Here is a 22,391-nt window from a genome sequence, read left to right on the forward strand (position 1 = left end):
TCTCACGCCCCATAATACTCCTCCGCTTGGTGTTCGAATTGCTGCAGTTGCTCGTGGACGCGCACGACCTCGCCGACGAGGATGAGCGCCGGGTTACTGAGCTTCACGGCGACGGCCAGCTTGTGCATGTCGTCCAAGGTGCAGGTGAACGTGCGCTGCTTGCGGGTCGTACCGCTTTCGATCAATGCGACCGGCGTCTGAGCGGGCTTGCCGTAGCGGAGCAGCTCGCTGCGGATGGCGGCAATTTGGCTGACGCCCATGTAAATCGCCAGCGTGTCGACGCCTTGCGCCAGTAGGTCCCAGCGGATCGACTGGCGATCGCCGTGGCAGCGGGTGCCGGTTACGCAGGCGAAGGAGGCGGCCGCCCCGCGATGCGTCAGCGGCACTCCGGCGGAGGCCGCCGCGCCAAGCGCCGACGTGATGCCGGGAATCACCTCATAGGGGATTCCCGCAGCCGCCAGCGCCAACGCTTCTTCCCCGCCGCGCCCGAAGACGAAGGGGTCGCCGCCTTTCAGGCGTACCACCCGCTTTCCTTCCAAGGCGTATCCGACCAGACGCCGGTGGATGTCCTCCTGCGGCATCGCATGGCGTCCCGGCGCCTTGCCGCAGTATACCAGCTTCGCGCCGGGTCCGGCGTAAGCCAGCAGCTCTTCGCTGATCAGGCGGTCGTACAGGACGACCTCCGCCTCGCGCAGTCGTTTCATTGCCTTAACCGTGATCAGCTCCGGATCACCGGGCCCTGCTCCGACAATACTCACTGTCCCCGGGCCTTTCATAAGCGTTCTCCCGCCACGGACAACGCCCGACCGTCCGGCTCAGCCATCTCCGTCACGTTAACCCGTGCCCCTTCTCCGCGTGGCAACTTCCCCTTTTGAGAGAGATACAACATCAATCCGGTAAACACGACGCCGCCCAGGAAGTTGCCGATCAAGACGGGAATCTGATTCCACAGCCACCAATCCGCGAAGCTGACATTCGCCCCCAGCAGCATCCCCAACGGGATGACGAACATATTGACCACCGCATGCTCGAACCCCTGCGCAAAAAAGATCAGAATCGGCAGCCACATCGCTACGATTTTGCCGACTGTCGATTTCGAGGTCATCGCCATCACCACGCCAAGCGTCACCATCCAGTTGCAAAGAACCGCTTTGATGATCACCAGCGCCAATCCGCTGCCGCCTAGATGCTTGTAGGCCAGCGTCTTCGCTTCGCTCGTCTGTATCAACGTCTGCACGAGCGGATGGGTCAGGTCCGTCCCCATTTTCGTAATCGTCAGTCCATACAAAATCGCATAAACAGCGCAACCGATCAAATGCCCGAGAATCACCCAGCCGAAGCTCGACAGCATCCTTGTCAGTGAAACACGGCGTTCCAGCACGGCCAACGGGATGAGCGCGAAGCTGCCGGTGGCAAGCTCTAAGCCCAGCAGTACGATGATCACGAATCCCACGGGGAAAACAACCGCCCCCACGAGCCCCAGCGAGGTTTGCTGCGTTGCGGTTAACGCCAACGTCGTGGCGAAGGCAAGGATCGCACCGCCCAAAAATCCCCTCACCAGCAGCTGCAGGATGCTGAGGTTGGCTTTATTTTCACCCGTCTCAATCATGGTTCCAAGTACTTCTCCTGGTTTGACGTAATCCATGGTTCGTCCACTCCTTTTTCTGCGATGGCATCTCTGTACGCTACAGCGAAATATAGATAGCTCCGGTCGTTTCATCCACTTCGGTTTCGTAGACGGTTACCTCGCCATGATCGGGTTCTTGAACGCGCCCACTGTGAAGGTTGATCTTCCAATCATGCAGGGGACAATGCACGGCAGAACCGCACACCATCCCTTCCGATAATTTGCCGCCTTTGTGAGGACAGCGATTTTCGATCGCATGGACACTGCCGTCGCTGAGGCGGAAGATCGCCACCTCTTTATCTTCAACCCTCACCGTCCGTGAGCCGAGCCGATCAATGTCGTCCAAACGGGCGACTTGAATTTTAGTAATCATAGCTTTCTCCCCCCTCAAAAAGATTACGAATTTTGCAATTGCACGTCTTGCAGCGGTTCGAAGTTTTTACGCAGTTCCTCGTTTTCAACGATTTCCTTCCAAGGGTCGGTCGTCCGGCTCAACGTATCTTCGATCCGGGCGGCCAGCGCCTGGCGTTCCTCGGCCTGCTCCAGCACGGCCTTGATGGCCTCAAGGCCCACCCGTTCAACCCACTGCGCGGTGCGTTCGTTCCAATTCGCCTGCTCGCGGTAATGCTGCAGGAACGCCGCCGTCCACTCAATGACCTCGTCTTCGGTTTTCACCACGCAGAGCAGTTCCGCTGCCCGTACTTTGACACCGCCGTTGCCGCCGACATGGATCTCCCATCCGCCGTCGATGGCGACGACACCCAGATCCTTGATCGTCGCTTCGGCGCAGTTCCGCGGGCAACCCGACACGGCCAGCTTCACTTTACCTGGCGTATTCAGGCGCTCGAACGCCTTCTCCAACCGGATGCCCATCCCGATGGAATCCTGTGTACCGAACCGGCAAAAGGTCGATCCAACACACGTCTTCACCGTCCGCAACGCTTTGCCATACGCATGGCCGGACGCCATGTCCAGCTCCTCCCAAACCTTCGGCAAATCCTCTTTCTTGACGCCAAGGAGGTCTAACCGCTGCCCGCCGGTGAACTTCACCATCGGAACGTCGTATTTCTCCGCAACCGCCGCGATTCGTTTGAGTTCGGCCGGGGAGGTCACACCGCCGTAGATCCGCGGCACGACGGAGAAAGTTCCATCCTTCTGGATGTTCGCGTGGTAACGCTCGTTGGCGAAGCGAGACTCTTTTTCGTCCACATATTCGGCCGGCCACAGCATACCCAGGTAGTAGTTCAGCGCCGGGCGGCATTTCGAGCAGCCCTCGGGTTCGCGCCATTCCAGCACGTTCATGACCTCGCGCACGCTCTTGAGTCCCATCTGCTTGATGCTTGCGACGATCTCGTCGCGGCCGAGCGGCGTACAGCCGCAAATGCCTTCCTTCACCGCTTTGACATCGCCCTCCGCATACAAATGGAGCAGGCCTTCCACCAACGGTTTGCAGCCGCCGCAGGAACCGGATGCTTTCGTGCATGCTTTGATCTCGCCTACGCTGGCGCAGCCGCCCTTCACCGCTTCGACGATCGTGCCTTTGGTGACGCCGTTGCAACCGCAGATGATTTCATCGTCGGACATCGCCGCCAACCTGGCATTCGGGGAGGAGGCCCCTGCCCCCGCCTGCCCCGGAGCATATCCGAGCAGCAACTCCTTCTCTTTCCCGGCCACGGATTCGCCGCTTTTGATCTTGGCGAACAACGAAGGGCCGTCCGTCGTATCGCCGAACATCACCGCTCCAATCAGCTTGTCGTCCTGTAGGACGATTTTGCGGTACGTGCCTTCCAGTTCGTCTTGAATGCGCAGTGAGCGTGTGCCCGGAACATCATTGAAGTACCCTGCGGAAAATACATCCACCCCCGATACCTTCAACTTCGTGGAGGTCACGGATCCTTCGTACCCGGCTGTATCCACACCGGCTAACCGCTTGGCCAGCACACTGCCTTGTTCGTAGAGAGGGGCGACCAGACCGTAGGCGATGCCGCGATGCTCGGCGCATTCCCCAACGGCATAAACGCCTGGCGCACTTGCCTCCAAATAGTCGTTCACGACGATGCCTCGCGCTACCTCCAGCCCTGCCTCTTTCGCCAGCTCAATGTTCGGCTTGATGCCGACGGCCATCACGACCAGATCCGCTTCTAGCCGACTTCCGTCCGCGAACTCCAGCCCCTCGGCCCGCCGTCCGCCATAAATGTTAGCCGTTTGCTTCTGCAGAAGGAACTTCATGCCCTGTGCCTCCAGCTCGCGCTGCAGCATCCGCGACGCCGGTTCGTCGAGCTGGCGTTCCATCAAATAAGGATGGATGTGCACGACCGAGACATCCATGCCTAGATGCAACAACCCGCGAGCAGCTTCCAATCCAAGCAAGCCGCCGCCGATGACCACGGCTTTCTTATATTTGCGGGACGCCTCCATCATCAACTCGCAATCCTTGATGTCTCGAAATCCAATCACGCCTTCTTTGCGTGCTCCGGGAATCGGCAAGATGAACGGGTTGGAGCCCGTAGCCAGAATCAGCGTGTCGTAATCGGCTTTCAATCCGGACGCCGACACGACCTTGCGCTCCTTCGTATCGATCTGTACGACCGCATCGCCTAGATGCAGCCGGATCTTATTCTCCTCGTACCAGGCCAAATCGTTGATGACGATCTCCTTCATGTCGGCCCCTCCCGCCAACACCGAGGACAACATAATACGGTTGTAGTTCGGATGCGGCTCCGCGCCAAAAACCGTAATTTCATACGCTTCCGGAGCCAGCTTTAATACATGCTCTATTGTTCGCATCCCCGCCATTCCATTCCCGATCAGCACCATTTTTTTCTTTCGGTTCATCTCCGTCTCCCCTTTCTCGAATCGCGAAAAACACAAAAAGCCCGTCTCGCCCCTAGAAAGACGCACTTTTGCGTTATCCCTTGGGTTGCGAAGACAGGCTCCATTGCCGCTTCTTGCAGGCACCTCATTGTACCCGGCATTCCTTTATGGAATTTTGAATGACATTTTTGTGAATCCAGCGTTTGGTTGTCATTTACTATATAAGAGGATAGTGATGATGTCAATATATATTACATAAAATTGAGTAATTGAAATTTTTAATGTAAGTTAATGTGACATATGTATTGATTTTTCAGAAAAAAGGCGCGAAAATACACTTATCCCTTTAAATTTAAAATTCAATGTTAGGTTTTCTTTCCCTGCAACCAGACAGCGACGCCCTTTTCTTTACCGCTTTAAAGCTAAGCACCCGCTTAGATCTGGAAACACACCGTTATGGATAGGAGGGATCACCTCTCGATGCGCTTCTTATTGGTCATTCGCGAAGCTGTATTACCCGGGACTACTCCGACAGATTCCTCGAAGTCTTTGCCCTTGGCTGAACCCGAAACCCTCCTCAAAACCAGCGGGTATCAGGTGTTTGCCTCCTGTCAGGAACCGTTAATCCGCAAGCGGATCAACGAATTTGACGCCGCGGTGCTGGATATGCCGATCGAGGGCATGCAACGCTGGGGCACGTTGCTGCTTAGGTGGAGGCCGCTCCCGCTCTTATGGTGGTGCAGCCCCGAAACGGCGAGTTCCTCGCTGGAGGCCTGCGAAACCGAGGTCCCCGTCGACGGCCTGCTATCCCCGTCCATGACCGCGTCGGAGCTGCATTGGGCGCTTCACTTCAGCGCCAAGCATTTCTTCGAACGCCGGACATGGCAGGATGAACGGGCCCAACTTGTTTCTCGGTTGGAGGAGCGGAAGTGGATCGACATGGCCAAGAGCATCTTGTGCGACGTCAACAAAGTGTCCGAAGCCGAAGCTTATGATCTGCTGCGCAAGCGGGCGATGAACGAACGCAAACGGATGGTGGATGTGGCGACTTCGGTCGTCAAAGCCCACCAGCAGCTAAAGTTTTGAGTGGATTCTCGGTGCGAAACACTTGAACTATTAATTTGCTTACAAATAAAGGAGGGGTCCCGATGACGATGACAGAAATCCTGAAGGAAGTAGGCCGAGGGAAGAGAGGCGCCCGTGATTTGACTTACGAGGAGGCCAGTGCGGCAGCCGAGCTGATGATCGGAGGCCAAGCGACAGCGGCGCAAATCGGCGCCTTCTTCATGGCGCAACGGATCAAGCTGGAGAGTGTTGAGGAGCTGAAGGCGTTTGTGACCGCCTTCCGTAAGCATGCCCATCGCTCGCCGATTCCGCAAGGATTGGACTGCGCCGGACCTTATGACGGTCGAACCACCTCCTTTATGGCGACGTTCGCCACCTCCTTCCTGCTTGCAGCGGGGGGATTACCCGTCACCCTGCACGGCACCCCGTCTCTCCCGCCGAAATGGGGGGTGACCTTAACCGATCTGCTTGGCGAGTTAGGCGTCGACAGCCGGTTGATGGAATGGGTACCGGCCGCGCGTCCAGCCGATTTTGCCGGGGTCCGCTTCGTGCCGGCGGAGGTCTGGTGCCCGCCGCTAGCGAAGCTTCGCCCGATCCGCGAGGAGCTGGGCTTGCGGACGATTCTGAATACGATCGAGAAGCTGCTGGACTTCAGCGATTCGCCTTATTTGGTATACGGCGTATACCACAACACGGTGTTCGACCGGATGGCCCAGCTTATCGAGCAGTTGGATTACCGGAGGGCGTTGATCGTCCAAGGCGCTCAGGGCTCAGAGGATCTATTTATTGACCGCCCGACGCGTACCTATGTGGTGGGAGGCGGAGAGGCTAGGTTGCAGTTAGTCGACCCGGAGACCTACGGTTTAGACACCCCGCTGCCGGAAGAAGACGATACGGCCTGGACTGTGACTAAGCAGCTCCAGATCACCGAACAGGTGCTGCAAGGCCAGGCCCATCCGGCTTACGTGAATCAGGTGCTGCTGAACGGGGCGGTTCGCCTGGAGCTTGCCGGGCGTGTCGATTCCGTCGAGGAGGGCATCTATACCTGTAAAGCGCTGCTGGACGACGGCGGCCCGTGGGCGACTTACTGCAGTTGGCGCGATACGCTGCGCCTGGAGCAGGCCGTCGCCGCAGAACACGCAAAAGCCCCCCATCAAGCCTGATTCCAGGCTGATGGGAGGCCTTCTCTATAGCTATGGTCGAAATAACGTTAATTTTCACCTTATTTCGTTGTATTTGACCCAATCGCCAAAAATAACGCCATAAAATCACCTTATTCCCTGGAGAAGTGCCCATAATACGGTCACAACACAACCGGTAAATAAGGTGATTTTGTACCTCAATTGGGGCAGCCGGACGCGAATCGCGCGAAATAAGACCCATTCTTCGCCTTATTTCGCGGCTCATCCGGTCAGCGAGCGACCCAGCACCAGTCATCAGGCACCCGGCACACCCCCGTATCAGTACGCCCCGCGAATATGCTGAGCCACTTCGTTTTGGTAAAAAGCCGCCAGCCGCATCAATTCCGCTTCGCTGAACGAAGGCACGTTGATGGCACCGAGGTTATCCTCGACTTGACGCACGTTGCGGAAGCCAGGGATCACGCAGGTCACTTCCGGCTGATCGAGAATCCAACGCATCGCCGCGCGGGCCATGTCACCGCGCCCTTCGGCGATCCAGTCCAGCTGCGCCGCCAGCTCGACGCCCTTGGTGAACGGCAAGCCCGCAAACGTCTCGCCGACGTTAAATTGCTCGCCGTTGGCGTTAAAGCTGCGGTGATCATCCGCCGCAAACGTCGTGTCCGGTTTGAACTTGCCGGTCAGCAGTCCGCTGGCTAGCGGAAGACGCACGAGGATGCCGACGCCGGCTTCCTGTGCCTTTGGCAGCAGCTGCGTCAGCGGTTTTTGGCGGAACAGGTTCAAGATCACCTGCAGCGCTTTAACCCCGGGAACGCCAAGGCAGAATAAGCCTTCTTCCACCGTCTCTACACTGACGCCATAGTGGCGGATTTTACCCTCGGCCTGCAGCTTGTCCAACACCTCGAACACCCGACCGTCCTTCAGCACGGACAACGGCGGGCAATGGATTTGGTACAGGTCGATGCGCTCGCGCTCCAGCCGTTTCAGACTGGCTTCGCAGTAAGCCCGCACCCGCGCTTCCGAATAGGTCTCGAGGTCATGGATATCGCCGGCGCGGCAAAATTTCGTCGCGACATGAATGTCGCCTTCCTTTCCTTTGGTCGCTTTGGCGAGTAGCTGCTCCGCATGCCCGTCGCCGTACACGTCTGCCGTATCAAAGAAATTGACACCTTCTCCAATCGCTTTATCCAAGCCCTTCAAGGCCTCATCATCATTGGTATTCCCCCAGCTCCCGCCGATGGCCCATGTGCCAAAGCTGACTTCGCTGACTTGCAGTCCCGTATTTCCGAGCTCCCGATATTTCATCGGTCTTCCCTCCTAAGGTTTGGTGGTGTCTAAGTCTCCAATAGGTTCTACACGCTTCAAAAGAGGCCCTTCAACAGAAGGACCTCTTTCTATATTACACCGAAAACGCCCGTAGAATAAAGCGTTTCCCTTTTTTCGATTCTCCGCTTAGTAAATCGTTCTTCCCCGTTCGTCAGGCACCCCGGATTTTCGATAAAAATACGTGTTGATTACGTCACGCCAATGCTTGGCGTGTTCGGCCTGCTCGGCCAGCCGGCTCGCCACCGCGGCATGTCGCAACGGATCCACCCGATCCCGAAGCACCGGTGCATCCCAGACATGCGTCAGTTCCTCCGCCGCCTCAGCTCCGGCAAAGTGAGTGTCATAGATATGCTGAATCACCGTTTTTCCGGAATGCAGCCGGTAGCTGTAAGGCACGTGATGGAAGAACAGCAGCAGCTCATCCGGGCATTTCTCCAGCAAATCGTACATTTCCTTGTTTGGGCTAAAATACTGCGCCGTATATCCCGTCCCCGTGGCCATCGTCCGATCGACCCCAATTCCGTCCCGGTCGGCAAAATGATACGTTCCCCAACGCGAATACTCATACCCATCGACATCCGGCCCGTAATGGATGTGCGGCACAACCATCCAGCCCACGCCTAGCGGTGCCGTGTAACTCTCATAAATCGGCCAGGAGGCCATCAGCATCTCGCGGATCGGACCGGTTACCTCCGGGTCCCTGCCAAAGGTCAGGTCGGCCCATTCCTCGGCAATCCGCTCCGCGGAGAGCTCCGGATCCCAGGTCAGCCGGCCGTAACCGTACAGGTTAGCCTGTGCCAACGGATGTCCAGTCCAATTTTCGTCATCGCCGATATTGGACACCGCTGCCACGCCGCTGTATTTCATGCCGAACAACGATCCATCCACGACACGCTTCACCTCTGCCCCCGCGTTCGCCGCATGCGTATTGAAATCCAGCACCTGCTTCCACTGCGGGACCAGATAACACAGATGACGCTGCTGACCCGTGTATTCCTGCGTGATTTGGAACTCGATCATTTGGTTCGTGTGCTGCATCGCGCCAAACAATGGCGATACCGGCTCCCGCACCTGAAAGTCCATCGGGCCATTCTTGATCTGCAACAGCACGTTGACGTGGAATCTCCCGTCCAGCGGCTTGAAATGGTCATACGCAGCGCGGGCCCGATCTGTCGAACGGTCTCGCCAATCCTGCATGCAGTTGTAGACGAAGCAGCGCCAAATCACCAGTCCGCCAAATGGAGCTAGGGCTTCCGCCAGCATGTTCGCGCCGTCGGCATGATCCCGTCCGTAAGCGAACGGACCCGGACGATGCTCGGAATCCGCCTTCACCACAAATCCGCCGAAATCCGGGATATGCCGGTAGATCCGCATCGCGGCTTCCGCCCACCACTGACGAACTCCCTCATCTAACGGATCGGCCGTGTCCAAATCACCCAGGGATAGCGGCGCCGCAAAATTGATGCTTAGGAACAGCGCGATCCCATAGTCGCGAAATACTTCAGCCACGCGGGCTACCTCCGGCAATGATTCCTCGGTGATCCACCGCGTCTCCCGTTCATGCACATTCACGTTATTGATCGAGATCGCATTGATCCCTACTGAAGCAAGCAAACGTGCATAATCACGAACCCGCTGTAAATCCCGGACGATCTCGCCATCTCGATAAAATATCGATGCCCCCGCATATCCACGCTCGATCGAACCGTCGGCGTTATCCCATTGGTTGATCATCCGCAGTTGGTTTGCCGGTTGTTCCTCGGTGGCCAGACGAGCCGGCTCCCAGCCCTGCGCGATACCGAACAGCAACCGGAATACGCCATACAACACGCCGCTCGCGGAGCCGCCGTCCAGCTCCAGCCGTTCTATCCCGTCCACCGAAACCCACCTCAACGCGAAAGCATCCCGCCCATTATCCCAGCTCGGCGCCTCAGGAGCAAGCCCAGACGCAGGCTCCGCCGCTGCACGCAACACAAGGCAGGAATCGGCAAGCGGAACTTCGTGCAGCACCTCCGGTCTCGTTCCCAGCATCGCCTGCACACCATCTATCAACTCAGCGACCGCCGTGTTGAACACCCTGCCGTGCTGCTCCCCTTTGACGACAATACGCCCCAGCAGTCGACGATACTGGTCGAAGGGTTCGCCTTCCGGCTTCCCTTCATACTGCAGCCATGCTTTATATAGCGTGCTGTCGTTCATGATCGCTTCTCCTTAACAAGAGCCGCGACGCGTTCAAACGCAGGCTTCGGCTGATGCGCCGCATCGAATAGAAACGGCCAGTTCTTCCGTCCACGGACCGGAAAATCATCCAGCCATGTGTAATCGTCCGCTGCCCCCCAGAAGGTTACCCCGCTGATGATCTGACGATACTCCATCAGCAGCCGGAACACCGCCTCATAACGTTCGGCTTGAAGCTCCAGCATGGCCGGATCAGGAGAGGTCAAGTCGGTTCGCCGATCCTCGAAACGGAACATCGAGACATCCAGTTCGGTTAATTGCAATTGAAGCCCAAGGGAGGCATACTTCTCGATCGCTGCCCGAATCTCATCCAGCGACGGGTCGTACAAGTTCCAGTGGGCCTGCAAGCCGATGCCATGAATCGGCACCCCTTGCTCCAGCAACGATTGGACGAGTGCATAGATCTTATCGCGCTTCTGGGGGTTGGATTCGTTGTAATCGTTATAAAACAACAAGGCCTGCGGATCAGCCTCATGCGCATATTCAAACGCTTTGGCGATAAAATCGGGGCCCGCAATCTCCGTCCACTTCGAGGTGCGCAGCAGCGCCTCCCCCTCATCCGCAATCGCCTCGTTAACGACATCCCAGGCGTAGATGTCGTTCTTGTACCGGCCCACCACGGTATGAATATGCTCCCGGACCCGCTCCAGCAGCACATCCTTGCTAACCGTCCCACCTTGGCCATCTCGAAACAGCCAATCTGACGTCTGGTTGTGCCATACCAACGTATGTCCGCGCATGGCCATGCCGTGCGTTCGGGCGAATTCGACGAGCCGATCCGCAGCTTCGAACGTATAGGTCTGCTCCTCGGGATGCAAGCTGACGAATTTCATCTCGTTCTCCGCAGTCATGCTGTTAAAATGATAAGCCAGCAGGGACTCCTGGGTCCGGATCGTCAACGGATTGACCGCTGCACCGATTTTGAAATCGTTTACGAACCCTTGTTTTAATGCCGGTTCGTCACTGAACCTTTGATTCATATCTCGCAACCTCCCTGCAACCTGTGTCATTACCGGATGTCAAACCAATCGAAGCAAGCCGGGGCCGCGCATGCCGCACCGTTGCCCGAGGCATACAGACCGATGATAACGCCGGTAAAGCACATCTTCCGGACATAATCCTCGGGGGACAAAGCTAACGCAGTTTCCGAAGCCAATTCGGTCCACTGCCGACCGTCCAAGGAATAACAAAGCGTGTACTTGCTCTCGTCCGAGAGGATCTTCAAATGAATCGCGTCCGTATATACCGGCACGATGACCGCAATTCGTGTCTCCCCGCGGACGGTTACCCGGGCAACAACCTTATTCTGACCGTCGTCCCTAGTTAGAAACACCTCGTAATGAGCAGCCTCATCCCGGCGGGCACATAAACCGGCTTCTTCGCCATTCTGGATCCCTTTGAATTGCAACAACGTGCTCCATTCCGCTTGGACTCGCTGCTGCCTTCTGCCGACGAAAGCGACCGGGGCCACGTCGTTCAACCCCGCGGCCTGCCCACGTAAAGTCAGCCAGCCCGGTCGTTCGTTCAGCGACCAGCTCTCATCCGCCGGGTTACGAAGGAACGTCCAGGCCGGGGACAACGTATCTCCATCGAAATCGTCTTTCTCTGCCAAGGCGGAATCCACGGCGTTCTCCAACCCTCTCCCCGGCACCCGTGGCACGCTCATTTGGAGCTGAACCAAACCTTCATTGTTGTCGATCATCGGCCAGCCATCCTCGCTCCAGGTAACCGGCGCAAGGAACGTTTCCCGCCCCAGCACACTATAGCCTGAACCAACTAACCGGACCCCCAGAAAGACGGCCCACCAATCGCCGTTCGGGTCTTCGATCAAATCTGCATGACCGAGATATTGAATCGGATGCTCGATGCTGCGGTGAGTTAATATCGGCTCCGGGTACTGCTCAAACGGTCCATATGGACTGGTGCCGCGGCCGATGATTTCCCGGTGGTCCTTGGCCGTACCACCCGAGGCGGTCATGATGTAATACATGCCGCGAATCTTGTACAAATGCGGCCCCTCCGTCCAAGGCCCGCCGTCGCCGTGCCAGATGACTACCGGCTCACTTAACGCTTCCCCGGTCGCAATATCGATTTCGTATTGGATGGCGTGGGAATCGTAATCTGCGCCTTGCTGCGCCGTCACGTAAACCTTCCCGTCCTCATCGAAGAACAGCGACGGATCGATCCCGCCATACGGGATGCGGATCGGATCGGACCATGGGCCTGCGGGATCGGTGGCCGTGACGTAAAAATTACCGATCCCCCGCACATCGGTCGTGATCATGTAGAACACGCCGTCATGATGCCGGATCGTCGGCGCATAAATCCCGTCCGAGCTTAACCGATCTCGAAGATCCAATTGGCTTGGCCGATCCAGCACATGGCCGATCTGTTCCCAATGGATTAAATCCCGACTGTGAAAGATCGGTACGCCGGGGAAGTATTCAAACGAACTATTCACCAAATAAAAATCATCCCCGGCCCGAGTGATGCTCGGGTCGGGGTAAAATCCGGGTAAAATCGGATTCGTGTAAGAGATTGGGGATTTCACCATTATTCTTTGACACTCCCTACGTTAAGTCCTACAACGAAATATTTTTGCATGAACGGATACACCAACAGGATCGGAACGGAAGCGACGACGGTGACCGCTGCTCGAATGGATAACGGAGTTACCCTCGCCGCGGCCGTATCTTGGGTCATACCCACCCCTGCCGCAACGGCCGGGTTACTGTTCGCGTTCATACTGGAAGACAACAACTTCATGAGTTCGTATTGCAAGGTGCTGAGCTCCTGTTTCGAAGAGGTGTAGATAAAAGCATCAAACCAGGAATTCCAGGCTCCAACGGCAACGAACAAAGCGATTGTAGCCAATACCGGCTTACAAAGCGGGAAAATAATGGTCCAGAAGATTTTGAAATCGCCTGCGCCGTCAATTCTTGCCGACTCCACCAAACTTTCAGGAATCGTCCCGATGTAAGTTCGGATGACAATTAAGTTAAATGCACTGATCATAGAAGGCAGAACGTAAACCAGGAAGTTATTGAGCAAATGTAGGTCCTTCATCAGGAAGTACCCCGGAATCAAACCGGCGTTAAAATACATCGTCAAGACAAAGATCGTCGTAATCGGTTTGCGGAATACGTATTCCCGCCGGCTTAACGTGTAAGCCAGCATCGTCGTCAGAAAGATATTCAAGATCGTCGACAATACCGTTCTCGCTACCGAGATTAGGAATGCATCATAGATGGTGCCGGATACGAAAACCGCTTTGTAGTTCTGCAGCGTAAACTCTCTCGGCCACAGGTAGATCCCGCCGCGGATCGTGTCGTTGCCAGCATTCAAGGATACGACAATCGTGTTCAAGAAAGGATATAGGGTGACAATGACCAGGAAAATCATGAAAATCGTATTAATTGTATTAAAAAGAATCGGCTCTATCCGGCTTCTTCCTACTCTTCGATTGAATGCAGCAGCAGATACTCGCTCTGGGCTGATCGATTGGTTCGCCATCTCTATAACAACCTCTCTTCCCCTAGTCGCTTCGCAATCCAGTTCGCGAGGAGCAGCATGGTTATGCTAACGACCGTTTTGAATATACCGCCGGCGGTTGCCAGTGAGTAGTTGCCTTGAGCAATCCCGTATTTCAGAACGAAGATATCGATCGTTTCCGCCCAGTCGACGACCAGACCGTTACCAAGCAGGTACTGAACTTCGAAGCCGGCTTCCAGAATATGACCGATGGACATGATCAACAGAATGACGATCGTTGGTTTAATGCCGGGAAGCGTGACATGGAACATTTTCCGGTAACGGCTCGCTCCGTCAATATCCGCGGCTTCATAAAGGGCTGGGTCGATCGCGGCCATGGCGGCCAAATAAATGATTGTATTCCAGCCAACCTCTTTCCAGACGTGGGAAGCGCCAACGACACCCCAGAAATATTTGCCTTCGCTTAACCATAAAATGGGTTCCTTAATCAAATGCAGCTTCATCAGGAGATCGTTGACAATCCCGTCCGAAGCAAGGGACGTCGCGACGATCCCGGTAACGATGATCCAGGACAAAAAGTGCGGAAGATAAGAAATCGTTTGAACGGTTCTTTTCCAAAAGATTTTTTTGATTTCATTCAGCAGCAAAGCTAGTATAATCGCAGTTACAAAACCTAGCACCAGGTTGATGAACCCCATTGCCACTGTATTGCGCAGCACCCGGAGGAAGCTGTCATCCGTAAACAGAAATTTGAACTGTTTGAAGCCGATCCATTCCTGCTGAGCAAAGCTCCTTGCTGGTTTGTAATTTTGGAATGCCATCGTCCAGCCCCATACCGGGTAATAAGCAAATAATATGATATAAGCCAATAACGGTACCGACATAAAGATCAACTGCCGCTGACTCTTGACAAGGGACCAGGTTATTTGCTGTTTTTTTCTTTTTTTTGCTTTCGGGACGATGCTTTCTTTCGTTAAGGTCTCATCCATAATTGCTCTCCCCACAAAGCCTATTTTTTTTTTGGAAAATGGAAGGCTCAACGCCTTCCATTTTCCGATTTAATAAATACCTTATTTCACTGTCCAGTTGTCAATTCTCCATTTCAGCACTTCATTGATGCGGTCTTCGTAAGCTTTGATATTGAGTTTACCGATTTCCCCGGTATACTCAGACCAAACCTTGTCGAAGTCGGCCGGATTGGCCAAAATAGCTTTAGGCAGATATTTCGTAGACAAATCGTTTTGTTTGGTGTTGACGATCTTGGCATCGGAGCCTTCCACCAGGTCAACGGACCATGCCGGATAAGAGACCTCGTTTTCCGGAGCAGGGGTGAAGAAATCTACGTAGCTGTTGAAGCCGTATTGTTTCAGGAAGTTCTTATCGTACTCTTCCAAACCTGCTTGATACTCTTCAGGTTGGGCAGCCGCATCGGTGGCATTGCCGTCGCTGAAATAACCTTCCATTTTCGGACTGAACTTGTGCAGTGCATCGGCTTTGTTAGCCAGTTTCCATGTCGCATCTGTAAACGTATCGCGTTGCTCCTGCGTTTTCATGAAGCGGCCTTCTTCGTTAACAATGTAGTCTTCGCCTTCAATGCCCCAAGACATAATTTTTTGCCAGTCTTCCTGAATCAGGCGGTCCCACATCTTGAGAATTTTGATTGCTTTCTCTTCGCCGGCATTGACGCTGATACCGAAGCCGTTGTTCAGATTCAGCGCCGGGCGGTCCAAATAGTGGTCCGTGATGCTTGTATCATAGACCAGCGGTAAGCCAACATAGGTTCTCTCGTGATTTTTCGCGGTAATCAACACGTTCTCGGCGTCTTGGAAGTTCCAGTGCTGGTCAAACATCCCGAGTACGGTGCCGCTGGAAAGTTTAGCCATATATTGGTCGTAGTTTTGAGTAAACGTTTCTTTGTCGATCAAACCTTGTGCGTTCATTTCGTTCAGCTTTTGATAATATTGCTTCGCGATATCTTTGTCCGCAAAGATTTCGGCTTTCCCGTCTTTAACGATAACGCCGCCGTCATTCGGATGGCCGACCAGATGCTGAGGAGCATTGAACAAGCCCCAGTTTCTCCAGTCGTAGTTCAAAATTTCGAAACCGATCGTCGGACTGCCGTTGATGGTCGGATTCTTTTCCTTGTACTTCGCGATCAGGTCAAAATATTCGTCAAGCGTTTTCACTTGCGGGTAACCGGCATCTGCCAGAACGGCCTTTTGAATCCAGAAAGCCGGTCCCGAATACCAGGTCGTGCTGACTTCCCCGTTATAAGCCCCGTAGTTCGGAAGAATGTAGATATGGCCGTCGTTCGGGTCCTTCATCATGTTCCAGTATTTTTCATAGTGCTTCTTCAAATTTGGAGCGTGTTCTTCGATGAGGTCTTCCAGTGGGATATAAGCGCCCGCCGCCGTCAATTTCGTATTGCCCGTCATGATATCTGGGTAATCGGAGCCTGCGATCATAACGCCGAGCTTTTGGTTGATGTCCCCGGCGAGGAATTCGAATTTGAACGTTGCGCCAAGCTCATCTTTGATCTTCTTGTAGACCTTGTTGTCGGCCGTCGGCTGCTGACCGGCTTCCCCGATGAATGCGGTAATTTCAAACGGTTCAACCTTATCCCCGGCGTTGTTTCCGGTTGTTGCTGCCTGATTGCCGGTGTTGTTGTCGGCTTTGGTAGCGTTGTTATTGCCCCCACCGCATCCCGCAAGGATGACGCTGAGTGATAACAACAGAATCACGCTGAGCCGGAGCATTGATTTTGTCTTGCCCCCCATGTAAAGCACCTCCGTCATGATTTGTTGATGTTCAGGCATTTTGTAAGCCCTTTCACCAACTTATCTTTATTGTAAAAGCGCTACCAAACCGTAACTAGTTCACAATTAAAGTTTTAACCTTCAAAATCTCAGTTCCTGTTTCTGTATTCATTAGGCGACATTTGTAATCTTCTCTCAAATTGCTTGAGGAATTGACCGTAGTTAGCGTAACCGACCCGTTCGGCAACCTCGCCATTGTTCAGGGTTCCGTCCCGGAGCAACTTTACGGCTTCTTCAATCCGCAAATTATGGATCATCTCGTTAAAATGAACGCCGTTTCTCTTCTGCAGCAGCTGGCCCAAATAGACCGGATGCAGGTAAAAGACCTCCGCCAATTTCTTAATCGTTAGCGGCTCACGGAAATGCTCCTGAATATAGACGTTGATGTTCTGGACGACCCCTTGGGAACGCCGAGACTTAACTTCAAGGAGCAGATCGATGATCTCCTTACCCACGGAATGAATAAGGTCCACCAACTCCCGCATGGTATAAACGGCGGATGCCTTTCCGGGGATATCGTATCGACTCTGCAGCTCCGACGCCTTGTCCGGGAGTTCGTCCAAGTGCTCCAGCATCAGGTAGAACAAGTGAATCACGAATTTACGCACGATGTCTGGTGCAAGTGAATTCTCCCGGAAACGGTCTTCCGCTTGGGACAAACCTTCCTCCAAGCCGGATTTGTCCAACAACTGCAGCGCTCCCATGATCCGATCCACGAGCTCCGTTTGATCGTACTGGCTGCGGAATGTGAACCCGGCTACATCACGGTAAACCGTAATCCCGGCAAAGTCATCCGTATAAAAGCGGTGGATCAATGCCGTCTGGGCCTGACGGTACGTTTCTGAAATCTCCAGCAGACCTTCCGCACCTGCTCCCACGGTTGCAAAAGCTCCTAGAGTTCGGCACCAGTTCTCCAAATCCCTCATTCGAGCAAGGCCATCCTTGCCGTCAGTGTCAGGATCGAACCCGTATACCAAGGCAAAGCTGCCGGATTCCAAGTCGATCAAGTACATCGCTTCCCGCTCCTCGGCAAAAGTCGAGACCCCCTCTCGTGTCTCCGCCGAACTGCTGCTTCTGGGTTGGATGAGACAGACATTCCATGCCTTTCGAAGACTTGAAAGCACATCGATCCGCGGGGTATCCCCGGGGAGGCTCGTCGGTTGATTCAACAACACCTTAAGCAAGTTAACCGTCTCCTCGTAAGAAGCGATGCGGTTGATGCGCTGACGCCCTCGTTCCTCCACCAGCTCTTTATATATCGCCCCCAGTTCCTCGGCAGCCATCTCCTCATCAATCGGCTTCAGCAGATACCGGGTAATACCGAAGCGCAGAGCCCTTTGGGCGTATTGAAATTCACTGTACCCGCTGACGATGGCAAAGCTGACCGGACGGATATTTCGCTTCTGCCAGGTCTCGATCATTTCCAAACCGTCCATCACCGGCATCCGCACATCCGTCACGACCAGATCCGGCTGCAGTTTCTCGATCTGCTCCAGCGCCTCCGCGCCGTTGCTGCTGATACCACAAATATCGAAGCCGAGCTCCGGCCAGTTGATCCACAGCTGCATGCCTTCCAACGCTGCCGGCTCATCATCCACCAGTAACACCTTGAATCTCATGTTTGCCCCTCCCTGTCCATCTCTTTCTGGTGTTCAAGCAGCCGGATCGGGATCTCGACAGACACCACCGTCCCTTGTCCCGAATTGCTACTGATATTAAATCGAACCTGGTCGTTGTAGTAGAGCTCGAATCGGCGATAAACGTTGCGGATGCCGATGCTGTTTCCTGAGGTGTTTTCGCTGCGTACGGAGAGCAATATTTCCCTCAGCTGCTCGGGTTCGATGCCTTTACCGTTATCCGAGATGACGATGCGCAGCCAACCGTCCGCCACGTTTGCTTTGACAGTGACGAGACCTGTCCCCTGAACCGCCTGGATCCCGTGCTTGCAGGCATTCTCCACCAGCGGCTGGATGCTCATCTTCGGAATTTTATAGTGCAACGCCTCCGGTTCGATATCGAATTTATATTCGAACTTATCCCGGAAACGGAACTTTTCGATTTTCAAATACATGTCGATGAACATGATCTCTTCCCCCAAAGTAACCAGATCCTCCTTCCAGCGCAGCAGCCGGCGCAGCAGTCTGGACAGGTTCTTGATGATGTCCGTCACGTCGGAATAATTGTTTTTCGTGCAGACGACCAAAATCGCGTTCAGGGTATTGAACAGGAAATGCGGGTTCATCTGGCTCTGCAAAAAGTTCAGTTCCGCCCGTACCCGCTCGGCTTCCAGGCTCTTCTGCTGGATTTCCAGCTTATAGACGTTGTTGATCAACGCATTGATCCGGGCGGTCATCATGTTAAAATTACGGATCAAGCCGCCGATTTCGTCACGGCCTTCGTCGATGTTGATCAGATCAAACTTCTCGTTGGTTACCTTCTGCATATGGCGGGATAAGCGTTTCACCCGGTAATGGTATGAACGGAGCATCACGTAAATAAAGATCGACGTGAAAAAGGTGATCGCGGCCGCCAGCATCCCCACGAATAGCCTCATCTCGAACATCGCCTTCGAAACCCGCGTCCCTTGCGGGATGCCGATGAGACGCCAACCTTTGACGTACCTCGCGTTGCCGATCGCTACGCTTTCCACGCCCTTTTCCTCATTCGCCGCGGTCAGTTCGAATCGGGGATAGCCGTCGTTCTGCCCTTGCCGGTATCCGCTGTTGGCCGACACGATGATCTCGTCGTTTCCGTTGACCAAATACAAATCCAGATAGTCCCGCTCCCGCATGATGACGTCGTAAATCTTGCTGAGGTCAATGTCGATCCGCAACACTTTTTCGAACATGTTATACGAATCATAGTAATCCATCTGCTCGATCACGCTGAAATACGATTCGATATTAGCTAGGTTATTGACCTGCGAAGCCCGGTAGGCCGCGATGACCACCGGATCCGTCGAGCTTTGCCAAATCCGGTACCACTCACTGCCCCTCACCTCATCATCGATCATGTGGTAATTACCGCCAGGAACAACCGTGGGATTGCTCGTGTAAATGCCGATCCGCAATATCTGGTTGTTGACCGGAATGTAGCTGGTGACCCGATTGCGCAGCTGCTCGTCAAACGTCTCATAGAAATCGAGCGGATCGGCGTACGTCTTTTCCATCTTCTCGTACAGCGTTTTATCCGTATTCAGGGCATGGCTGACGGCTACTCCGCCATCGATAAAATCAAGAATATCCTTTCGGGCACGCTCCATGGAAATGTCCAGGTTCTGCTCCTCGCGCTCTTTGATGAAGTCCGTCATCCGTCCCATAAGCAGCAAGTTAATGACCAAAATCGGCAATAGGACGCCAATGAGGTAGATCAGCAAAAATTTTGTGTTTAGCGGAATATCGTTAACCGTCCTCCGGAATCTCCATCTTCTCATGCTTGCACCACCTCGGGCTTATTCGGCCGGCTTTGTCCCTGCCTCGTTCTTGGAACCGTCATTGAGAAACTCAGATTTGTAAACAGAAGGCAACATCCCCGTCGCCTGTTTGAATTTGCTAATAAAATAGTCCGTATTCGGATAACCGACCTGAAGCGCGATATCGGAAATTTTCATCGGAGTACGTTTTAACAGGCGTTTGGCCTCCTCGATTCGCTTCTCGTTCAGATATTCGTTGAAGGGTTTTCCCGTTTCTTTCTTGAACACCTGTCCCAAATAAGTCGGGTTCATGTGGAACTTCTTGGCGAGGGTTTGCAGCTTCAATTTACTGCGATATTCCTCGTCCACGTACTGAATGACCTGGAACATCGTATTATTCTCGTTCTTCCGCCGCAACCCGGCGAGCAGCAACGAAGCCTCCCGGCACAGCTTGTGCAAATAACCCTTCAATGCCGGGTAATCACTCATGCCGTCTGGAGTTCCTGCATCCTCCTGCATGTGAACCATAAAGGCGTCGGCGTCGCCACCCGCTCTCTTGATCTTGCGGCATAACGTCAGTTCCATGTTGCCTGCAAATACCCGGATGGAATCTACGCTCATCTGGCTGCAGGCGAGAGAACTAAAAGCTTCCTCCACCGCCGCCCCAGCTGCCACGGGGTCACCTTCTAACACGGCTTCAAGCAGGAGGTCAAATTTCCCCCTGAACGCGTCCTCCGTATTTGAGGGCTGCGGGTGAGGACAAGGTAGAAAGAAGCCGGTCTTCCCCCGTTCACGCTTCACTTTGACGGTCTCCAGCGTTTGCAGGTATAACTCTCGAATCGAGCGGATGCCCTTCCCGACCTCACTGACGGCAATAACCACCGGCCGATCCAGATCGGATAGTTCGCCGCTGATCGCCAGCCCAATCTCCTCCAGCCGCGGCGGCGGCAATTCGTCCGTACGGACGATCACCCCGACCCGGCCTAGGGCGTCAAGGAACAATCGATCGGTATTCTTGGAGAAGTACGTCGACACCCTCAGCTTTAAATCCGATGGATAACCGCCGGCGCCGGCGTCGATCAACATGCACAGCAGCTCCGGTTCTCCTCCCAATTGCAGAGCGACGGCTGCTTCTTGCTCCAACCGGTCTCCTTCCTCCCCCTGAATCAAGCGGTTCAAGATGTTATTCTTAAACAGCAACTGCTTGCGCGACGAGGCCTGCTCCATTTCCATCTCCTCCGCGATGGACTGACCCAGACGAGCCAGAATCGTCTCGAACTCATCTTCATCGATCGGCTTCAGCAAATACTCCGCAACCCGCTGCCGCATGGCCGTTAGCGCATAATTGAAATCATCGTACCCGCTCAAGATGACGAATTTGGGCGGCTTCGGCAACAACCGTCTGCTCCGTTCAATAAGCTCCAAGCCGCTGATCACCGGCATATGAATATCGGTGACGACTAGATCCGGCCGAAGCTCCTGCATTTTGGCCAGCGCCTCGGGACCATCCAGCGCTTCGCCGCATACTTGAAAGCCGTGCTTTTCCCAGTTCACCATAGTCCGAAGCCCTTCGAGCACCCAAGGCTCGTCATCCACCAGAAGCACTTGCCGCATGGCCGCGATCCCTCCCCCTCACGCGATTTCCCCTATTTATATCAATGCTTAAACTTAGCATGTAAGCGTACTCATTTTTATGCTAGCACAATTTCTCCTCTCGTGGAAACTTAATTTATCCAACAAACAAAGGCAGCCTAGAGCGGTCTGCTCCGAACTGCCTTTCCTGAACCCGATATATCACGGACTTCCTTACCTCTGTTGCCGCGGAGGGAATAACTTTCCCCAGAACTTACCTTGGCCGTTCCAATTCAAAAATGTCTCCCAGCCGGGCGTAGCTGTTCCCCGCCAATCGACTGATCGGCTGCAATCCATGGGGGTCGATTCGTCCAGACTCGTACAGCTCCTCTTCGATGTGAAATCGAACCACCCGGCCGATCAGCAAATCGACCGAAGGGCCCTGCTCTTTACCGCCTAAGGGGATAGATCGTTCCAACACACACTCCATACGGATCTTGGCTTCGGCAACCCCCGGGACCGCGATCGCTTCGCTGGCGATGGGCGTGAGTCCTGCCGCCTCCACCTCGCTCTTCTCCGGAGGGAGCGGCGCCGCAGTGTGGTTCAACTCGCGAATGTACGCTTCATCCGCGATATGCACGACAAAGGTCCCCGTCGCCGCGGCATTCCGGGCCGTATCCTTTGACGCGCCGTTTTTCCGCTGTACCGCCAACGACACCATCGGCGGATCGGCCGTCACGATGTTAAAATAACTGAATGGGGCTGCATTGAGCACACCCTCAGACGACATCGTCGTCACCAGCGCAACTGGCCGCGGGATGACGCTGCCGATCAGCAGCTTGTAATTGTCCCTCTCCGTTTGCTGCTCCGGGTTAATGGATATCATTGAC

Annotated in this window: 17 protein-coding genes; 2 read left to right on the forward strand and 15 right to left on the reverse strand. The window is 54.5% G+C overall.

The window, feature by feature from the left end; all coding sequences use genetic code 11:
- Positions 1 to 2: 2 nt before the first annotated feature.
- The 4 genes from cobA to nirB are packed head-to-tail and all read right to left on the reverse strand — an operon-like array spanning position 3 to position 4,462.
- Entirely contained in the window at positions 3 to 776 is a 774-nt protein-coding gene (cobA, locus tag KJS42_RS06020) for a uroporphyrinogen-III C-methyltransferase (RefSeq protein ID WP_213622296.1), read from the reverse strand.
- Positions 773 to 1,645 (reverse strand): formate/nitrite transporter family protein, encoded by an 873-nt coding sequence (locus KJS42_RS06025; protein ID WP_213622297.1) that lies wholly within the window; start codon positions 1,643 to 1,645, stop codon positions 773 to 775. Before KJS42_RS06025 ends, cobA begins: the two co-directional genes overlap by 4 nt.
- Positions 1,646 to 1,685: 40 nt before the next feature.
- Positions 1,686 to 2,000, reverse strand: coding sequence for a nitrite reductase small subunit NirD (nirD, locus tag KJS42_RS06030; protein WP_213622298.1), 315 nt, complete (start codon positions 1,998 to 2,000; stop codon positions 1,686 to 1,688).
- A gap of 23 nt (positions 2,001 to 2,023) precedes the next feature.
- A complete protein-coding gene (gene nirB, locus KJS42_RS06035) occupies positions 2,024 to 4,462 on the reverse strand; it encodes a nitrite reductase large subunit NirB (protein WP_213622299.1) in 2,439 nt (812 codons plus the stop codon).
- A gap of 459 nt (positions 4,463 to 4,921) precedes the next feature.
- Here nirB and KJS42_RS06040 point away from each other — a divergent pair, with 459 nt between their 5' ends.
- Both KJS42_RS06040 and KJS42_RS06045 read left to right on the forward strand, forming a co-directional pair.
- Complete coding sequence (locus KJS42_RS06040) at positions 4,922 to 5,527, forward strand: ANTAR domain-containing response regulator (RefSeq protein WP_213622300.1); 606 nt, start codon at positions 4,922 to 4,924, stop codon at positions 5,525 to 5,527.
- A 62-nt stretch (positions 5,528 to 5,589) separates the two neighbouring features.
- Complete coding sequence (locus KJS42_RS06045; protein ID WP_213622301.1) at positions 5,590 to 6,669, forward strand: anthranilate phosphoribosyltransferase; 1,080 nt, start codon at positions 5,590 to 5,592, stop codon at positions 6,667 to 6,669.
- A gap of 297 nt (positions 6,670 to 6,966) precedes the next feature.
- Here KJS42_RS06045 and KJS42_RS06050 read toward each other — a convergent pair whose 3' ends face one another.
- From KJS42_RS06050 to KJS42_RS06100, 11 genes are all read right to left on the reverse strand, one after another.
- Complete coding sequence (locus KJS42_RS06050; protein WP_213622302.1) at positions 6,967 to 7,950, reverse strand: aldo/keto reductase; 984 nt, start codon at positions 7,948 to 7,950, stop codon at positions 6,967 to 6,969.
- Between the two features lie 147 nt (positions 7,951 to 8,097).
- Complete coding sequence (locus KJS42_RS06055) at positions 8,098 to 10,170, reverse strand: alpha-glucuronidase family glycosyl hydrolase (protein WP_213622303.1); 2,073 nt, start codon at positions 10,168 to 10,170, stop codon at positions 8,098 to 8,100.
- A complete protein-coding gene (locus KJS42_RS06060; protein ID WP_244868394.1) occupies positions 10,167 to 11,189 on the reverse strand; it encodes an endo-1,4-beta-xylanase in 1,023 nt (340 codons plus the stop codon). Before KJS42_RS06060 ends, KJS42_RS06055 begins: the two co-directional genes overlap by 4 nt.
- Positions 11,190 to 11,218: 29 nt before the next feature.
- Positions 11,219 to 12,763, reverse strand: coding sequence for a glycoside hydrolase family 43 protein (locus tag KJS42_RS06065; RefSeq protein WP_213622305.1), 1,545 nt, complete (start codon positions 12,761 to 12,763; stop codon positions 11,219 to 11,221).
- The gene (locus tag KJS42_RS06070) at positions 12,763 to 13,722 is read right to left on the reverse strand and encodes a carbohydrate ABC transporter permease (RefSeq protein ID WP_155604820.1); all 960 of its coding nucleotides are present in this window, start codon (positions 13,720 to 13,722) and stop codon (positions 12,763 to 12,765) included. Before KJS42_RS06070 ends, KJS42_RS06065 begins: the two co-directional genes overlap by 1 nt.
- 2 nt (positions 13,723 to 13,724) lie before the next feature.
- A complete protein-coding gene (locus tag KJS42_RS06075) occupies positions 13,725 to 14,690 on the reverse strand; it encodes an ABC transporter permease (RefSeq protein WP_213622306.1) in 966 nt (321 codons plus the stop codon).
- A gap of 81 nt (positions 14,691 to 14,771) precedes the next feature.
- On the reverse strand, positions 14,772 to 16,478 hold the full coding sequence (locus KJS42_RS06080; protein WP_213622525.1) for a type 2 periplasmic-binding domain-containing protein: 1,707 nt from the start codon (positions 16,476 to 16,478) through the stop codon (positions 14,772 to 14,774).
- Between the two features lie 128 nt (positions 16,479 to 16,606).
- A complete protein-coding gene (locus KJS42_RS06085) occupies positions 16,607 to 18,136 on the reverse strand; it encodes a response regulator (protein WP_213622307.1) in 1,530 nt (509 codons plus the stop codon).
- The gene (locus KJS42_RS06090) at positions 18,133 to 19,950 is read right to left on the reverse strand and encodes a sensor histidine kinase (RefSeq protein ID WP_213622308.1); all 1,818 of its coding nucleotides are present in this window, start codon (positions 19,948 to 19,950) and stop codon (positions 18,133 to 18,135) included. The genes KJS42_RS06085 and KJS42_RS06090 overlap by 4 nt, the downstream gene beginning before the upstream one ends.
- 18 nt (positions 19,951 to 19,968) lie before the next feature.
- Positions 19,969 to 21,543 (reverse strand): response regulator transcription factor, encoded by a 1,575-nt coding sequence (locus KJS42_RS06095; protein ID WP_213622309.1) that lies wholly within the window; start codon positions 21,541 to 21,543, stop codon positions 19,969 to 19,971.
- Positions 21,544 to 21,775: 232 nt separating this feature from the next.
- Entirely contained in the window at positions 21,776 to 22,387 is a 612-nt protein-coding gene (locus KJS42_RS06100; RefSeq protein WP_213622310.1) for a flavin reductase family protein, read from the reverse strand.
- Between the last annotated feature and the right edge of the window lie 4 nt (positions 22,388 to 22,391).

It is taken from the genome of Paenibacillus sp. J53TS2 (assembly GCF_018403305.1).
GTDB lineage: Bacteria > Bacillota > Bacilli > Paenibacillales > Paenibacillaceae > Fontibacillus > Fontibacillus rhizolycopersici.

Bases quoted from the DNA above. Each gene is read 5' to 3' on its own strand.
- KJS42_RS06065 (WP_213622305.1), bottom strand. From the start codon at position 12,763: ATGGTGAAATCCCCAATCTCTTACACGAATCCGATTTTACCCGGATTT.
- KJS42_RS06050 (WP_213622302.1), bottom strand. From the start codon at position 7,950: ATGAAATATCGGGAGCTCGGAAATACGGGACTGCAAGTCAGCGAAGTC.
- KJS42_RS06100 (WP_213622310.1), bottom strand. From the start codon at position 22,387: ATGATATCCATTAACCCGGAGCAGCAAACGGAGAGGGACAATTACAAG.
- KJS42_RS06085 (WP_213622307.1), bottom strand. From the start codon at position 18,136: ATGAGATTCAAGGTGTTACTGGTGGATGATGAGCCGGCAGCGTTGGAA.
- nirB (WP_213622299.1), bottom strand. From the start codon at position 4,462: ATGAACCGAAAGAAAAAAATGGTGCTGATCGGGAATGGAATGGCGGGG.
- KJS42_RS06070 (WP_155604820.1), bottom strand. From the start codon at position 13,722: ATGGCGAACCAATCGATCAGCCCAGAGCGAGTATCTGCTGCTGCATTC.
- cobA (WP_213622296.1), bottom strand. From the start codon at position 776: ATGAAAGGCCCGGGGACAGTGAGTATTGTCGGAGCAGGGCCCGGTGAT.
- KJS42_RS06055 (WP_213622303.1), bottom strand. From the start codon at position 10,170: ATGAACGACAGCACGCTATATAAAGCATGGCTGCAGTATGAAGGGAAG.
- KJS42_RS06090 (WP_213622308.1), bottom strand. From the start codon at position 19,950: ATGAGAAGATGGAGATTCCGGAGGACGGTTAACGATATTCCGCTAAAC.
- KJS42_RS06060 (WP_244868394.1), bottom strand. From the start codon at position 11,189: ATGAATCAAAGGTTCAGTGACGAACCGGCATTAAAACAAGGGTTCGTA.
- KJS42_RS06045 (WP_213622301.1), top strand. From the start codon at position 5,590: ATGACGATGACAGAAATCCTGAAGGAAGTAGGCCGAGGGAAGAGAGGC.
- KJS42_RS06075 (WP_213622306.1), bottom strand. From the start codon at position 14,690: ATGGATGAGACCTTAACGAAAGAAAGCATCGTCCCGAAAGCAAAAAAA.
- KJS42_RS06095 (WP_213622309.1), bottom strand. From the start codon at position 21,543: ATGCGGCAAGTGCTTCTGGTGGATGACGAGCCTTGGGTGCTCGAAGGG.
- KJS42_RS06040 (WP_213622300.1), top strand. From the start codon at position 4,922: ATGCGCTTCTTATTGGTCATTCGCGAAGCTGTATTACCCGGGACTACT.
- nirD (WP_213622298.1), bottom strand. From the start codon at position 2,000: ATGATTACTAAAATTCAAGTCGCCCGTTTGGACGACATTGATCGGCTC.
- KJS42_RS06080 (WP_213622525.1), bottom strand. From the start codon at position 16,478: ATGGGGGGCAAGACAAAATCAATGCTCCGGCTCAGCGTGATTCTGTTG.
- KJS42_RS06025 (WP_213622297.1), bottom strand. From the start codon at position 1,645: ATGGATTACGTCAAACCAGGAGAAGTACTTGGAACCATGATTGAGACG.